The following is a 16023-nucleotide window of genomic DNA, read 5'->3' on the forward strand; positions in this document are numbered from 1 at the left end:
AATGCCGCATTTGCGCATCACTCATAAATCCGGCTGATGCATTCATGAACGATCATGATTGTTGCGGAACTGTCTTTTCGATTTTGTGCATCCAGTCTACGAGCGGACGAGCCCGTTCGGTGAAGTCGACAAGACGATCCGCCAGATCGGCACGGGTAATCGTTTCAGGGTCGATTTCCATCCGCACCGAGAAATGCCGATTGCGAATTGCTTCCAGCAAATCATCATCAGTGACGGCCTCGAAACCACGTGGCGTGCGTTTCAGCCGGTCGTAATCGCTGATTTTCAAACCGTTTTTCTTGAGTTTCGCGACCATGGCGCGGAATTCTTCCGGCTTCTCGGCAATGGCCGTACGTATAGCCAGAAGCAGCTCTTTTCTCGCTCCCCACCAAGCCACACAGGCGTAGCAGTCGCGAACACCCGGCAGGCCGATACAGACATAGAAGCAGCCGCTCTCGTCCCATTTTGTACCCGATTGCGACAGCAGCGCAGACAGGTGACGGTTATAGGGGGCCTTGTCCTTGGAAAACCGCGTATCGCGTTTGATACGGAACTGCGATTTCACCCGGTCGCCCTTGAACGGCAGACCGGCCTTTGCAAAACGACCTGTCAGTTCCTCGACAAGATCGCCAAGCGGTTCCTTCAATTGCTGCTCGAAAAGATCCTTGTTCTCGACGAACCATTCGCGATTCTGGTGAAAATCCAGAGCTTTCAGAAACGGGATCGCTTTTTCACCAAAACCGCTGAACGGGGCCATTATTCTTCTCCGACCAGTGTGAACCAGGCGTCTTCATCGATGACTTCGATACCCAACTCGGACGCCTTGGCGAGTTTGGAACCAGCGCCCGGTCCGGCCACCACAAGATCGGTCTTTTTCGAAACCGATCCAGCCGTCTTTGCCCCATAGCGCTCGGCCATGGCTTTCGCCTCATCGCGCGACATACGTTCCAGACTGCCGGTAAATACCACCGTCTTGCCTTCGACCGGCGAACCGGTGGCAACACGTGCTTCCTCGTCAAGCGGCGTCACTTCGGCGAGAAGAGCCGCCAACACTTGCACGTTATGCGGCTCCGCATAAAAATCCACGACTGCCTCTGCAACGATGGAACCGATGCCCTCAACCGCAATCAATTCCTGCCAGGCGTCGTTACCCTTGTCGGTGCGGTCGCCTTCTTTTGGCGGAACCGCTTCCAGAGCCGCTTTTTCAAAGGCGGTATAAGACAGATAGGCGCGCGCAAAGCGCTTGGCATTCACCTCACCAACATGACGGATACCAAGGCCGAACAGAAAGCGATGCAGGGCAATCTCGCGCCGATCATTGATCGCATCATAAAGCTTCTTCACGGAAGTCGCGCCGAAACCTTCAATGTTCTCCAGTTTCTTGAGAGGCGAATCCGCCTGTCGCTTTTGCAGCGTGAAGATATCGGCAGGCGATTTGATCTTCAGGCTGTCATCTTCTGCATGGAAGAAGAACTCGACCTGCTTCTCGCCAAGGCCTTCAATATCGAACGCATTGCGCGATACGAAATGACGAATGCGCTCGACCGCCTGCGCAGCACAGGTCAGGCCGCCGGTGCAACGATAGACCGCCTCGCCCTCTTCACGCACAGCATGGCTGTGACAGACCGGGCATTCATGCGGGAACACAAACGGCGTTGCATCGGCTTTGCGCTTCTCCAGCACGACATCGACAATCTGCGGGATCACATCACCTGCGCGCTGCACGATTACCGTATCGCCGACGCGAATATCATGCTCATCAGCACGAATACGCTCACCCTTGAGGCCGATACCCTTGATATAGTCCTCGTTGTGCAGCGTCGCATTGGTCACGACCACGCCACCGACAGTGATCGGCTCCAGCCGCGCCACTGGCGTCAGCGCGCCGGTGCGCCCGACCTGAATGTCGATGCCGCGCAAGATCGTCGTAGCCTGTTCTGCCGGAAACTTGTGCGCAATGGCCCATCGTGGGCTGCGCGAGCGGAAACCGAGCCGCGTCTGCAGATCGAGCCGATCAACCTTATAGACGACACCGTCAATGTCGTAGTCGAGCTGAGCGCGCTCAAGGCCAATGGCACGGTAATGCGCAAGCAATTCATCTGCACCGTGAAGCCGCTTCGTCAGCGGATTGACCGGGAAACCCCATTCGCGAAAAACCTCGACCATACCCGTCTGCGTATCGGCAGGCATGTCCGACATCTCACCCCAGGCATAGGCAAAGAATTTCAGCTTGCGGCTCGCCGTCACCTTGGCATCGAGCTGGCGCAGGGAACCTGCTGCCGTGTTGCGCGGGTTCACATAGGTCTGCTTGCCTTCAGCGGCCATCTGTTCGTTGAGCGCGAGGAAGTCACTTTTAGCCATATAGACCTCACCGCGTACTTCAACGACGGAAGGCGCTCCAGCCGGAAGCCGGTTCGGAATTTCGGCAATGGTGCGGATATTCGCCGTCACATTCTCGCCGGTCGTGCCGTCACCACGCGTCGCACCGCTAACCAGAATTCCATTCTCATAGCGGATCGACATGGAAAGCCCGTCGATCTTCGGTTCAGCGGTAAATGCGATGGAATTATCCGGCAGATGCCCCAGAAAGCGATAGACACTGCCCACGAAATCGCGGACGTCATCGTCTGAAAACGCATTGCCGAGCGAAAGCATCGGGCGTGCATGAACAACCTGCGCAAATTTGGAAACAGGTGCTGTACCAACACGCAAGGACGGGCTGTCTGTCCGCACCAGATGCGGGAAGCGCGCTTCAATCGCATCGTTACGCCGCTTCAGCGCATCATACTCGGCATCCGAAATCTCTGGCCGGTCATTGGCATGATAGAGCTCATCATGATGCGCAATTTCACGCGCCAGCCGTTCCAGTTCTGAAGCGGCTTCAGGTTCAGTCAGTTTTTCGACGGGAGTATCGGTCATAAGCGGAGCAAAACCTGCTGATTCAATTTTGCTCAACATAACCAAGAAATGGCATCGCGCCTACACCGGCCCGACATTACGAACATGCATATCCCCTGACAGCGTCATGTCAGGAGACGAGCGCACTATCTCTTTGTTTGTACGCATTATCCGACGCATCGAAGCGGGATCAGAAATCAGTCCAGTGGACTGATTTCCCCGCGTAGGCGCTTCGCACTTTTGCTGGAAATGCTCAATTCTCAGCCAGCAGGCGTTCTGCTGCTGCGCGCGCTTCGTCGGTAATGCTGGCACCGGCCAGCATGCGGGCAATCTCTTCCTGCCGCTCATCCACCCCGATGGAACGGATCGAGGTAGACATACGGTCTTCATTGGTCGCAGACTTGGCAATCAGGAAATGCGTGGAAGCACGCGCTGCCACCTGCGGCGCATGTGTGACCGAAAGCACCTGTACGCGACCAGAAAGCCGTGCAAGGCGCTGCCCGATGGCATCTGCCACCGCACCGCCCACGCCGGTATCGATTTCATCGAATACGAGCGTCGGAGCAGAACCGCGATCCGCAAGCGCCACCTTCAGTGCCAACAGGAAACGTGAAAGCTCGCCACCCGAGGCGACCTTCATCATCGGCCCGGCCCGTGTGCCCGGATTGGTGCGCACCCAGTACTCGACAGTATCGATGCCTTCAGCCGCCCGTGCTTGCGCGTCGGTCGTCATCTCGACAATGAATTCGGCGCGCTCAAGCTTCAGCGCCGGCAATTCGGTCATTACTGCAACCTTTAGATGCTCTGCTGTTTCCTTACGCAAACTGGAAAGCTTGGCCGCCGCCGTGTCATAGGCCACCCGCATTTCGGCCGCCTGACTTTCAAGCTGGATCAGCTTTTCTGCTCCGGCATCCAGATCGGCAAGATCAGCATCCATCTTGTCACGCAGCGCAGGCAATCCCTCTACTGCGACAGAATATTTGCGTGCGGCGGCGCGCAAAGCAAAAAGCCGCTCCTCAACCTGTTCCAGCACGCGCGGATCGAAATCGATTTCGCGCATGGCATGATCTATACCGTCCTGCGCGAGAGCCAGACTGTTGAGCGCCTCGTCAATTGCCTTGCAAACCGGCTCCAGCAGATGCGGCGCTTCCGGGATCTTGCGCTCCAGACGACGCACAAGGCTTGCCAGAGACGGCACAGGTGATCCCTGCCCCGACAGTAACTCACCGGCTTCGTTCACATCACCCGCGATCTTTTCGGATTTCATCATGATCGCGCGGCGCTCGGCGAGCTCTTCTTCCTCGCCGGGCTGCGGATCCAGCTTGGTCAGTTCTTCAACTGAAGACCGCAGGTAATCGCCTTCACGCTCGGCCTGCTCGACGCGGGCACGATGCTTGGCAAGTGCTGTTTCCGCATCGCGCCAAGCCTTGTGACGCTCGCGAACCACTGCGGCCTCTGGCTCGAGACCGCCAAAAGCATCCAGCAATGTACGGTGAAGATCGGTATCGATCAGCGCGCGGTCGTCATGCTGGCCATGGATTTCCACCAGCCTGCGTCCGAGATCACGAAGAAGCGCGACGCTCGCCGCCTGATCGTTGATGAAGACGCGCGTGCGACCATCACCCATCTGCAGGCGACGCAGAATGATGTCGCCATCATCGTCAAAACCGTTGTCACGCAGAAAAATCCGAGCCGGATGCGCGCCCGGCACATCGAACACTGCAGTCACCTGCCCTTGATCGGCACCATGACGCACCAACGAGGCGTCGCCACGTGCGCCAAGTGCCAGTGAAAGCGAATCAAGCAAAATAGACTTGCCCGCCCCGGTTTCACCGGTAAGTACGGACAAGCCTGTCTTGAACTCGATGTCGAGCCTTTCAATCAGAACAATATCGCGGATCGACAGGTGCGACAGCATGTGAGAATCAGCTTATGAGCCGCCGCCGGTGATGAGCGACGAAGCCTTGGCCAGCCACGAATTACCGTTTTCGCGTGGCTCAAGACCACCGCTCTGCAGAAGCTTGTAGCTGTCCTTGTACCACGGACTGTCCGGATAGTTCTTGCCGAGAACCGAAGCGGCCATCTGGGCTTCCGACGTCAAGCCAAGCGCATAGTAGGCTTCGACGAGACGAGCCAGTGCTTCTTCCACCTGACGGGTATTGGAATATTCCTCCACAACGCCGCGGAAGCGCTTGATAGAGGCAAGGTATTCCTTGCGTTCCAGATAATAGCGGCCAACCTGCATTTCCTTGCCAGCGAGCTGGTCGCGGGCGAAGCGGATCTTGGCCTTGGCATCATCCGTATATTCGGAATCCGGGAAACGATCGACCACTTCCTGCATCGCAGCGATTGCGCGACGGCTTGCAGCCTGATCGCGGGTCACGTCCGGAATCTGGCGGAAGTAGGAAAGACCGATGATGTAATAGGCATAGGCCGATTCAGGCGAAGTCGGGTAAAGCGTGTTGTAACGCTTCGCCATCGAGATCGCTTCTTCGTAATTGCCCTTGCGGTAGTTGGTGAAGGCAGCCATCACGAGCGACTTGCGTGCCCATTCCGTGTAGGGATGCTGGCGATCGACGGCGGCGAACTTCTTCGCAGCTTCATCAAGGCGACCTGCGTCCAGATTGGCGAGACCTTCATTGTAGGTTTTGTCGGCAGGATCAATCGTCTCGACATACTTGGTGAGATCGATGTCGTCGTCCTTGCTGGCACAACCGGCGAGCGGGATAAGAACGGCGATAGCGCCAGTCAGCAGCGCGGTTTTCGTCACACCCTTGAATTTGAAACTCGTCATGCGGTCTCCGGCCTTCTGACAGCGTCATTCCTGTTTGGAGTTGCGTGCTTCTAGCACTGCACGGCAGCTCCATCCATACAAATCATTCAGCTTCAGCGAATGTACGAACATAGCTGACGCTGTTTTGGCCGTCCATAAACCACATGCAGGCGAAATCGGCAATCGTCTAGTGGTCTGAATCCGCCGGACGGCGTATCGAAACGCGTAACCAGTGTGAATTGGCCCCGGTATTGGCTACCCGTATGGGTAGTTGCTCCCCGATCAATCCACCGTAGAACGGCGCACCGACTCAATTGTGAGGTGAACCGGCGAACACGGCTCAATTAAGGCCATGCGCCGATACATACTATTTCTTGGCTAAATTTAGAGCGCCCATGGAGCCGCTATATTCGGCTTCACAGCAACGAAATCCGATGCTCTCGAGTTCTGGCGAACACCGGAAGCCTCGACAATATCGAACGCCGTCTTGTCCGACAGCAGCGCCTTCACCGTTTCCGCATTCAGCCTGTGACCACTGCGGTAGGAACGGAAACAGCCGATGAACGGCAGACCGGCAAGTGCCAGATCGCCGACGGCATCGAGCGTCTTGTGACGAACGAATTCGTCCTTGAAACGCAGCCCGCCCGGATTGATGACAGAATTGTCGTCACCAATGACAAGCGAATTGTCGAGCGACGAGCCAAGCGCATGGCCGGAAGCCCAGAGGCGTTCCACATCCTTCATGAAACCGAAAGTCCGCGCGGTGGAAAGCTCCTTGCGGAAGGTCGCTTCGTCCACATCGTCTGCAAACTTCTGCCGACCGATCAGCGGGCATTCGAAGTCGATCTCAACTTCAAACCGCGTACCGGCGAAGGGGCGGAATTCACCCCAGGAACCGCCAGCTTCGACGCGGACCGTTTTCAGAATGCGAATAAAGCGTCGTTTTGCTTCCTGTGTGACAACACCCGCCTCATCGAAAGCTTCGATAAAACGCGCAGAAGTACCGTCGAGAATGGGAACTTCAGGACCGTCGATTTCAACGACAAGGTTATCAATGCCCAGTGCGGCGACCGCCGCCATCAGGTGCTCAACCGTGTCGATCTTGGATTCTTTCGGTCCGAGCGACGTGCAGAGGTCAGTGGCGCCAATCTGTGAAACATGGGCCCGTACTTCCGGCGCCTTTCCCTTCAGATCTGAACGCTGGAATACGATTCCCGTATCGGCATCGGCCGGGAAAAACGTCGCCGAAGCTGGAGCTCCGCCATGAACGCCGACGCCCGAAAGCGTAACCGCACGACCAATTGTCTTTTGATAAGCGCTCAAGAGAGTTCCAATCTGCTGAATAAAATGAATACAGGCCGTTTAAACGGAATTTCAACACAGCCCATTTCGCAATTCTTTGCGTCTATATGGATAGATATAGCTAAAATTGCGACAGGAAATACAGAGGGTTCACCAACTCGTGCTGCCCGGACCATACTCCGTTACAATTAAAATAATAATTTGCGTGACTTGAAGAAAATCACGCTTTCTTACGAATGTTTTGATTTTGTTTACTGAAACGAAAAAGCCGCGGGGGTTACCCGCGGCTTTCCTATTCACTCACCGAAATGGCTCAGTTCGACTGACGGCGCAGGAAGGCCGGGATTTCGAGCTGATCTTCTTCCGAAGCTGCGCGCGGCTGCGGACGACCCTGATCATCAAGCTGGCCGCGACGCGGTGCGTAGATGGACGTGTCCTGCTGCGGAGCGCGACGTTCAGCCGGACGCATGCCAGGTTCACGATGCTGAGCCGGTTCCAGACGGGCTGCAGGCTGATCTTCCTCACGACGCGACAGACCATGAGTCAGGCGCTTCAGGAGGCTCATCGGGCCGCGCGGCTCTTCCTGTGCAGGCTGCTGCGGAGCACGACGGGCATTGATTTCAGCCTGTGCAACCGGCGGAAAATCCGAAACGGCAGGCATGCGCGGAGCAGGACGCGGTTCACGAACCGGCTGTTCATGCATCTGCGGCTGCTGGTAGGCCTGTGGCTGTGCTGCCTGATGACCTGCCGGTGCCTGCGGCATCGGTGCACGGGCAACCGGAGCGCGTTCGAAGGACTCCGGTGCCGGAGCCTGGAAAATGCGGCTCTGCGGACGGAATTCCGGCTCAGCAGAAGCTGCAGGAGCTGCTGGTGCGGCTGGAATTTCAGCTTCGGCAGACTGGATCGCCTGGGCAATCGGATCGACCTGACGCGGCTGTTCAACAACTGGAGGACGAAGTGCGCCATGCGGAGCCATTGGCTTCGCCTGTGCAGTCTGCTTTACCGGCTGGCGAAATTCCAGCGGCGCAGGCGCCGCGTCTCCTAACTGCTTATCGATACCGGTAGCGACGACAGAAACGCGGATGACGCCTTCGAGGCCTTCGTCGAAGGTTGCGCCAAGGATGATATTCGCATCCGGATCGACTTCTTCGCGAATACGCGTAGCAGCTTCGTCGACTTCGAACAGGGTCATGTCGCGACCACCGGTGATCGAGATCAGGAGGCCCTTCGCGCCGCGCATCGAGGTTTCGTCAAGCAGCGGGTTAGCGATTGCAGCTTCGGCAGCAGCCATTGCACGGCCTTCGCCGGAAGCTTCGCCCGTACCCATCATAGCCTTGCCCATTTCGCGCATCACCGAACGAACGTCGGCGAAGTCGAGATTGATGAGGCCTTCCTTGACCATCAGGTCGGTGATGCAGGCAACGCCCGAATAAAGCACCTGGTCAGCCATTGCGAAAGCATCGGCGAAGGTGGTCTTGTCGTTGGCGATGCGGAAGAGGTTCTGGTTCGGAATGACGATAAGCGTATCGACGTTCTTCTGCAGTTCTTCGATGCCGAGATCGGCAGTCTTCATGCGGCGGGCGCCTTCGAAATGGAAAGGCTTGGTCACGACGCCAACGGTGAGGATGCCCCGTTCACGGGCAGCGCGCGCCACGACCGGAGCAGCGCCGGTGCCGGTGCCGCCGCCCATGCCGGCGGTCACGAAGCACATATGCGTGCCATTCAGGTGATCGACGATTTCGTCGATGCACTCTTCAGCAGCCGCACGGCCAACTTCTGGCTGGGAACCAGCACCAAGACCCTCTGTAACGGCAGCGCCGAGCTGGATCATGCGTTCGGACTTCGACATCGTCAAAGCCTGAGCGTCGGTGTTGGCCACGACAAAATCCACGCCGCGCAGACCGGCATTGATCATGTTGTTGACCGCATTGCCGCCGCCGCCGCCGACACCGAATACGGTGATGCGGGGCTTCAGCTCGGTGATATCCGGCTTTTGCAGATTGATAGTCATAGGTCCTTGTTCCTCTTAAGCCTTACCACCGCTTCGCCGCCGCGGTGTGGATTGGTTGTTACCCAGATGGTCACGCCCCAATAATTCAACACGCTATTTCAACAGCTTACACAATACTTACTACTCAGAAACTCTCTTTCAGCCATTGGCTGACACGTTGAATGCGCCCACCCGTACCGGTCATGAGACCGGAGGAAGCCGCTTTCACCGACCGCTCTTCTATCCCGGCCACCTGCGGGTAAATCAGAAGTCCAACGGTCGCGGCAAAAGCTGCCCCCTTAGCCGCCTCAGGCAATCCCGCTATTCCTAGAGGACGCCCGATTCGTACATTTCTTGCAAGGATTCGCCTGGCTGCCTCTGGCATTCCTGGCAGCTGGCTAGCGCCGCCGGTCAGAACCACACGCTTGCCGACAATATGTCCAAGACCTGACTGGTTAAGCCTGTCGCGCACCAGTTCCAGTGTCTCTTCCACTCTTGCACGGATAATCCGCGTCAGCACCGAGCGCGGATATTGATTGGGTACATCACGCTCATCGTCGCCGATGGGCGGAACGGAAATGAGATCGCGGTCATCGGCAGCGCTCGGCAGAGCGGAGCCATACATGACCTTCAGACGTTCGGCATCTTCCATCCGGGTGGAAAAGCCGCGAGCCACATCCATCGTCACGTGATTGCCGCCAATGGCCACTGCATCGGCGTGAATAAACTTGCCTTCGGAGAAGACGGAGATCGTCGTCGTGCCGCCGCCCATATCGATGCAGGCCGCGCCCATTTCAGCTTCGTCGCCGACCAGAGCGGCAAGACCGCTGGCATAAGGCGTTGCAACGATGGCTTCCACCGACAAATGGCAGCGATTGATGCAAAGCTCCAGATTGCGCAGTGGCGCTGCGTCGGCCGTCAGCACATGCATATCGACGCCGAGGCTATCGCCCAACATGCCGAGCGGATCGCGAATACCGCGTTCACCATCGAGCGTGTAGCCAACCGGCAGCGAATGAACGAGGTGACGCTCGGCTGCAAGCGCCTGCTTGGCACCGGCAGCCAGAACACGACGAATATCGGTCTGCTCGACTTCATGGCCGCCCAGATTGACGCTGGCCGTGAAGGTTTCGCTCTTGAGGCGACCGGCTGAAATATTGACGATCAGGCTATCGACGGTAAGACCAGCCATGCGCTCAGCTGCATCGACCGCAAGGCGGATCGACTGCTCTGCCGCATCCAGATCAATGATGACGCCCGACTTGACGCCGCGCGAACGCTGATGGCCGATGCCCAGTACTTCCATACGGTGCGTGCGGCCTGGCAGCAGTGCGCCGCCTTCATGCGGACGCAACCGTGCGATAACGCAGGAAACCTTGCTCGATCCGACATCCAGAACCGTTAACAGGCGCACCTTGCGCCCTGCAGTTCCGCCTTGTGATGATCCCTTGCCGCCCAGAATACTCATACGCGCTTCCCCGTGCGGGATAGTTCTTTTTTACGCTCTGCCAGAAACTTCTGGCGCTGCTCCATGCCACTTGCAGTCAATTGAACAGTCACGCGATCATCCAGACGAAGATCGACCGCAGCGATATCGCGCGAAAGAAGATGCTGGTCCTGATCGAGCTTCTCGACCTGCGCGAGCGCCTTCAGCGGATCGGTTTCCGGCAGCATGATGCGCACGCCATTATCCAGAAGCAGGTCCCAGCGACGGTCGCCGACACGGATGTAGGCGCGAACCTTTCCGGCCAGACCCGGATAGGCAGCGATTTCATCAACGAAGCCCTTGACCTTCTTTTCCGCGCCATCGCCCACGACGAGCGGCAACGAATTGTAACGGCCCGGACGGAACGGAACGATGGTATCCCCGGCGGCGTCGATCAGCGCCAGATCCTTGTCGTTTTGCCAGATGGCGAACGCCTTGCGTTCATGCAACGAGACAAGAACCGTACCAGGATAAACCTTGCGAACTTCTGCGCTTTCAACCCATGGCAGCTTGTCGATGGATTGGCGCGCTTCTTCAGCGCTCAGACCGACGAGAGATGTCTCGCCATCAAGATCGAGCTGACCCAGAATATCTATATCGGACGTCTCGTTGTTGCCGACGACCTTTATATCCTCAATTGCGAAACCGAGTGTGGAAGCAGTCGCCTTGACCACCTCCGGCGTGTGACCGCCAACCGCCATGCCATAAAGGCCGGTAGCACCAAGGAAACCCAGCATGCCGACAGTGCCTGCATGGCGCGGAATATTTACATTGCCTTGGAAAAGGCGAGCAGCAAAGCGAAACGGCTTGCGCAGGAAACGCGGCAGGACAAAAGCAGCACCCGTCGCCCCCGATGCATCCCGCATCGAGCCCGAGCGCCCATATCCGTCCGATTTTCCGTTCAACGCAAACAAGACGCGTCCTCCACCATCCAACTCAACAATTCACCGAAAGAGATACCAGCCGCTTTGGCGATATCAGGCACGAGCGAGGTAGGAGTCATCCCCGGCTGGGTATTGATTTCCAGCCAGATAACTTCGCCATCATCAGAGAAACGATCGTCGAAACGGAAGTCTGACCGGCTTACGCCCCGACACCCGATTGCCCGATGCGCCGTAAGGGCCATTGTTTGTATTTTTTGGTAAATATTTGGTAAAATTTTTGCCGGACACACGTGAGATGACGCGCCTGCAACATATTTTGAATCATAATCGTAGAACTGATGGCCTACCGGAATGATCTCACACACGTCCATGACGCGATCACCCATCACGGCACAGGTCAATTCCCGGCCGGGAATGTATTTTTCGACCAGAACCTCGGCACCGTAGTTCCACTCAGCCGAACTGATGATTTGCGGCGGATGCGCCTGATCTTCCTTGACGATCACGACGCCAAAGCTCGAACCTTCGCGAACCGGCTTGACCACGTAAGGCGGCTCCATCGGATGCTCAGTGCCGATCTCAAAACGGTTGAGCAGAAGCGAGGAAGCAACAGCAACACCGGCAGCAGCCGCAACCTTCTTGGCGCGGTCCTTGTCCATGGCGAGCGCCGATGCGAGCACGCCCGAATGCGTGTAGGGAATCTGGAGATACTCGAGAACGCCCTGAATAGCGCCATCCTCACCGAAAGGGCCATGCAGCGCATTGAACGCAACGTCAGGCTTCAGTTCGGCAAGAACGCTGGCAACATTGCGATCCACATCAATACGCGTCACGCGATAGCCGCGCTCTTCAAGGGTCGCAGCGCAAGCCGTTCCAGAGGACAAACTGACCGGGCGCTCCGAAGAGAAACCGCCCATCAAAACGGCGACGTGCTTTCCCGTCATGTTAGCATCCCCTCTGCGCAATCCCCTGCGCATCAATTAAACAGAATCCAAGCAACCCAGCAGCGAAGGCCGCAGGCACCCGCGGCAGGAAAATCCTGCCGAATCAAATCACTGTGTGGTTAACCCTAAAGAATCAGAGGATTGATTCCGTGACAAGACCCTATAGAAAGGGACGAACCTTACGCGTCGCTTGTGAAGGCAAAAAAGCCCGGAATATCAGGTAGAAAATCCGGGCAACTTTTTTATCAAAATTTTCCAAGAAACTCTTCTACCGCCTCGCCCTCGCGGAACAAACCGAGACGTTTGATTTCCCAATGAAGGCGAATACCCGAATTTTCAAAAACTCTGGCGCGAACCGTTTCGCCCAAAGTCTCCAGATCGAGCCCCGTTGCGGTGCCTGTATTGATCATAAAATTGCAGTGCATTTCGGACATCTGCGCGCCGCCGACGCGCAAACCGCGGCAACCTGCCTTGTCGATTTCCTTCCAGGCCGATGTGCCTTCCGGATTCTTGAAGGTCGAGCCACCTGTTTTTTCGCGTACAGGCTGCACCGTCTCGCGATGATGCTGCACCTCGTCCATGGCTTGTTTGATCGCTTCATGCTTGCCGGGAGTTCCCTCGAACAAGACAGAGGTAAAAATCAGATCCGGCGATGCTGAGGAATGCCGATAGGCGTAGCCCATATCCGCATTGGAAAGCACATGCACATCGCCCTTGCGATCAAGGGCGCGAACCTCCACGACGCGCTCGCGCGTTTCCACGCCGTTGGCGCCTGCATTCATGCGCAAAGCCCCGCCCATGCCGCCGGGTATGCCATGGTAGAAGTGGAAGCCAGCCAGCCCCGCTTCCAGCGCCGCTGCGGCCACGCGCTTGTCAGGCGTCGCCGCGCCTGCCCGCAGCTGCGTCTCAGAAACCTGATCGACTTCGCCGAAGCCTTTTGCGGAAAGCCGCACGACAAAGCCTGGAACACCGCCATCGCGCACGAGCAGATTGGAGCCGATGCCAACCACGAGAATCGGTATCTCTTCCGGCACAGCCTTCAGAAACGAGGAGAGGTCTTCTTCATCGGCAGGCTGAAACAGAACCTGTGCCGGTCCGCCAGCGCGGAACCAGGTGATCTTGTCCATACCAGCATCGGGCGTCAGCCGACCACGCAAGCCCGACAATTTGCCGTCGAGCTTCTTCAGAAGCGTCTCGCCGCTTTCCATCTTACTTCTTACCCTGTTCAGCCAGTTCTTTCGGCAGCGCATATGCCCACTGCGTAATATTGCCTGCGCCGAGGCAGACCACGAAGTCGCCCGGCTCCGCTATCGAAGCAACCAACGGTGCCAGTGCTTCTGGCCCGCTGGCATAGCGTGCATCGCGATGACCTGCGGTTTTGATGCGCGATACGAGCGCCTCGGAATTGACGCCTTCGATAGGGTCTTCGCCAGCCGTATAGACCGGCGCCACGATAACCGTATCGGCATCGTTGAAACATGCCGCGAATTCATCAAACAGGCTTGCCAGACGCGTATAGCGGTGCGGCTGCACAATGGCGACCACACGACCTTTTGTGGCTTCACGTGCAGCTTTCAGCACGGCGCGGATTTCAACCGGGTGATGGCCGTAATCGTCGAATATCTCTACGCCGTTCCACGTGCCCGTATGGGTAAAGCGACGTTTCACACCGCCGAACGAACCAAGGCCACGACGAATATCGTCGGCCACGATACCCAGCTCATGCGCAACGGCGATTGCCGCCGTCGCATTGGATACGTTGTGCTGCCCCGGCATCGGCAGACGCAGATCCTTGATCTCGGTTGCCTCGCCCTTGCGCGAACGGATCACGACATCGAACAGACTCGCAGCACCATCCATGCGGTGATTGACAAAACGCACATCAGCCTGCGGGTTTTGGCCATAAGTCACAATGCGGCGGTCTTCGATCCGGCTCACCAGAGCCTGCACTTCCGGATGGTCAAGGCACATCACGCCAAAGCCATAGAACGGAACATTCTCGACAAACTGCGCGAAAGCCGCACGCACGGCATCGAAATTGCCGTAATGGTCGAGATGTTCCGGATCGATATTGGTGACGACCGCGATATCGGCTGGCAGTTTGAGGAACGTGCCGTCGCTTTCGTCGGCTTCCACCACCATCCAGTCACCATCGCCCATACGGGCATTGGTACCGTAAGCATTGATGATACCGCCATTGATGACGGTCGGATCAAGATGCCCGGCATCGAGCAATGCGGCGACCATTGAGGTCGTGGTGGTCTTACCATGCGTACCGCCAATCGCAACCGCATGACGGAAGCGCATCAACTCGGCCAGCATTTCGGCGCGGCGCACGATAGGCAGCAGCTTTTCGCGTGCAGCAACCAGCTCGGGATTGTTTTTCTTGATCGCCGTCGAAACGACAACAACTTCGGCATCACCGATATTTTCAGCCTTGTGGCCGACAAAGACCTCAATGCCTTTTTCACGCAGGCGCTGCACATTGGCGCTGTCGGACTGGTCAGAGCCCTGTACCTTGTAGCCGAGATTATGCAGCACTTCGGCAATACCGCTCATGCCGATGCCGCCAATTCCGATGAAATGGACAAGCCCGATATTCAGCGGCATTTTCATGGCCGAGTTCCTTCTTTGAATTCCTGAACAGATTTACCTGCTGCAATAGCCTCTGCCAGATCAGCAAGCAACTGCGCTGCATCCGGCTTACCAACGCTTTTTGCAGCTTTTGCTTGTACTTCGAGGCGCTGTGGCTCATTCATCGCAGCCTGGAGTATCTCGGCAAGGCGTTCTGGCGACAATTCCGACTGGCGAACAACCTCGCCACCGCCGACAGCCGCGAGCGCTGCTGCATTCGCTGCCTGATCATGATCGAGCGCGTGCGGAAACGGCACCAACATCGCCGGACGACCGATCACGGTGATCTCAGAAACGGTCGAAGCACCGGACCGCGAAATCACGAACTGAGCATCCGCCATGCGTGCTGGCATATCGTTGAAAAACGGCGCAACGTCAGCGGGAACACCAAGTTTCTTGTAAGCTTCGCGTACAGCGGCTTCGTCTTCCTTGCGGGCCTGCTGGGTGATCAGCAGCCGCGCTCGGTCGTTCTCTGGCAGCAAAGCCACGGCAGCGGGAATGGCAGTCGAAAAGAACTGAGCGCCCTGGCTACCGCCAAAAACCAGCAGGCGGAAACGTTCATCCGCCTTGACCGGCTTGTAGGGCGTTCCGGCTGCAGTCAGAACTGGTGGACGCACCGGATTGCCGGTCGTAGCCGTCTTTTCGGCATGGGCCCCACCGGTCTCGGGCAGGAAACCACCGGCAATTGCTTTCACGCGACCTGCAAGGCCCTTATTGGCGCGACCCATGACGGCATTCTGCTCGTGCACCATCGTCGGGATGTTCATGTTGCTCGCGGCATAGAGCGGCGGCAGCGTCGGATAGCCACCAAAGCCCGCAACGAGTTTGGGCTTCAGCCTGCGGAACAATTTACGGGAATCGAGATTGCCCTGCCATAGTGACCAGAACGTCTTCAGGAGCGCTATCGGGTTGCGGCCTGCAATTGTTGCCGAACGAATGACATGAACATGATCTTCCGCGAAGGCACCCGCGAAACGCTGCGCGCGCGCATCGGTCGCCAGATGGACGTCCCAACCACGCGCCTTCAGTTCATGCGCCAGCGCTTCCGCCGGAAAAAGATGACCGCCCGTTCCACCGGCGGCCAGTACGATTACGCCTTTTACCATCAGCCC

The 16023-nt window shown here is 57.3% G+C and carries 12 protein-coding genes; all 12 read right to left on the reverse strand.

What is annotated here, in order from left to right; all coding sequences use genetic code 11:
- Positions 1–52: 52 nt before the first annotated feature.
- The 12 genes from AC1RHM_RS03450 to murG all read right to left on the reverse strand — a co-directional run bounded on the left by AC1RHM_RS03450 (position 53) and on the right by murG (position 16017).
- Positions 53–757: a DUF2461 domain-containing protein gene (locus AC1RHM_RS03450; RefSeq protein WP_010659740.1), complete on the reverse strand. Its 705-nt coding sequence runs from the start codon at positions 755–757 to the stop codon at positions 53–55.
- Entirely contained in the window at positions 757–2919 is a 2163-nt protein-coding gene (gene ligA, locus AC1RHM_RS03455) for an NAD-dependent DNA ligase LigA (RefSeq protein ID WP_010659739.1), read from the reverse strand. Before ligA ends, AC1RHM_RS03450 begins: the two co-directional genes overlap by 1 nt.
- A gap of 232 nt (positions 2920–3151) precedes the next feature.
- Positions 3152–4816 (reverse strand): DNA repair protein RecN, encoded by a 1665-nt coding sequence (gene recN / locus AC1RHM_RS03460; protein WP_010659738.1) that lies wholly within the window; start codon positions 4814–4816, stop codon positions 3152–3154.
- Positions 4817–4828: 12 nt separating this feature from the next.
- Complete coding sequence (locus tag AC1RHM_RS03465) at positions 4829–5692, reverse strand: outer membrane protein assembly factor BamD (RefSeq protein ID WP_010659737.1); 864 nt, start codon at positions 5690–5692, stop codon at positions 4829–4831.
- 363 nt (positions 5693–6055) lie between these two features.
- On the reverse strand, positions 6056–6994 hold the full coding sequence (gene lpxC / locus AC1RHM_RS03470; RefSeq protein WP_010659736.1) for a UDP-3-O-acyl-N-acetylglucosamine deacetylase: 939 nt from the start codon (positions 6992–6994) through the stop codon (positions 6056–6058).
- A 292-nt stretch (positions 6995–7286) separates the two neighbouring features.
- On the reverse strand, positions 7287–8984 hold the full coding sequence (ftsZ, locus tag AC1RHM_RS03475; protein WP_010659735.1) for a cell division protein FtsZ: 1698 nt from the start codon (positions 8982–8984) through the stop codon (positions 7287–7289).
- A 124-nt stretch (positions 8985–9108) separates the two neighbouring features.
- Positions 9109–10431 (reverse strand): cell division protein FtsA, encoded by a 1323-nt coding sequence (gene ftsA / locus AC1RHM_RS03480; protein ID WP_010659734.1) that lies wholly within the window; start codon positions 10429–10431, stop codon positions 9109–9111.
- Positions 10428–11363: a cell division protein FtsQ/DivIB gene (locus tag AC1RHM_RS03485; RefSeq protein WP_010659733.1), complete on the reverse strand. Its 936-nt coding sequence runs from the start codon at positions 11361–11363 to the stop codon at positions 10428–10430. Before AC1RHM_RS03485 ends, ftsA begins: the two co-directional genes overlap by 4 nt.
- Positions 11351–12277: a D-alanine--D-alanine ligase gene (locus AC1RHM_RS03490; protein WP_010659732.1), complete on the reverse strand. Its 927-nt coding sequence runs from the start codon at positions 12275–12277 to the stop codon at positions 11351–11353. Before AC1RHM_RS03490 ends, AC1RHM_RS03485 begins: the two co-directional genes overlap by 13 nt.
- A gap of 245 nt (positions 12278–12522) precedes the next feature.
- Complete coding sequence (gene murB / locus AC1RHM_RS03495; protein WP_010659731.1) at positions 12523–13485, reverse strand: UDP-N-acetylmuramate dehydrogenase; 963 nt, start codon at positions 13483–13485, stop codon at positions 12523–12525.
- A gap of 1 nt (position 13486) precedes the next feature.
- The gene (murC, locus tag AC1RHM_RS03500) at positions 13487–14893 is read right to left on the reverse strand and encodes a UDP-N-acetylmuramate--L-alanine ligase (RefSeq protein ID WP_010659730.1); all 1407 of its coding nucleotides are present in this window, start codon (positions 14891–14893) and stop codon (positions 13487–13489) included.
- A complete protein-coding gene (gene murG, locus AC1RHM_RS03505) occupies positions 14890–16017 on the reverse strand; it encodes an undecaprenyldiphospho-muramoylpentapeptide beta-N-acetylglucosaminyltransferase (RefSeq protein ID WP_010659729.1) in 1128 nt (375 codons plus the stop codon). Before murG ends, murC begins: the two co-directional genes overlap by 4 nt.
- Between the last annotated feature and the right edge of the window lie 6 nt (positions 16018–16023).

This window comes from Brucella sp. GW823-FHT04E01, assembly GCF_058796175.1.

What these genes read in the sequence shown, in the direction of transcription:
- AC1RHM_RS03490 (WP_010659732.1), bottom strand. Translation starts at nt 12,277, where the DNA reads ATGACGGGAAAGCACGTCGCCGTTTTGATGGGCGGTTTCTCTTCGGAG.
- murC (WP_010659730.1), bottom strand. Translation starts at nt 14,893, where the DNA reads ATGAAAATGCCGCTGAATATCGGGCTTGTCCATTTCATCGGAATTGGC.
- AC1RHM_RS03450 (WP_010659740.1), bottom strand. Translation starts at nt 757, where the DNA reads ATGGCCCCGTTCAGCGGTTTTGGTGAAAAAGCGATCCCGTTTCTGAAA.
- murB (WP_010659731.1), bottom strand. Translation starts at nt 13,485, where the DNA reads ATGGAAAGCGGCGAGACGCTTCTGAAGAAGCTCGACGGCAAATTGTCG.
- ligA (WP_010659739.1), bottom strand. Translation starts at nt 2,919, where the DNA reads ATGACCGATACTCCCGTCGAAAAACTGACTGAACCTGAAGCCGCTTCA.
- AC1RHM_RS03465 (WP_010659737.1), bottom strand. Translation starts at nt 5,692, where the DNA reads ATGACGAGTTTCAAATTCAAGGGTGTGACGAAAACCGCGCTGCTGACT.
- ftsA (WP_010659734.1), bottom strand. Translation starts at nt 10,431, where the DNA reads ATGAGTATTCTGGGCGGCAAGGGATCATCACAAGGCGGAACTGCAGGG.
- murG (WP_010659729.1), bottom strand. Translation starts at nt 16,017, where the DNA reads ATGGTAAAAGGCGTAATCGTACTGGCCGCCGGTGGAACGGGCGGTCAT.
- recN (WP_010659738.1), bottom strand. Translation starts at nt 4,816, where the DNA reads ATGCTGTCGCACCTGTCGATCCGCGATATTGTTCTGATTGAAAGGCTC.
- ftsZ (WP_010659735.1), bottom strand. Translation starts at nt 8,984, where the DNA reads ATGACTATCAATCTGCAAAAGCCGGATATCACCGAGCTGAAGCCCCGC.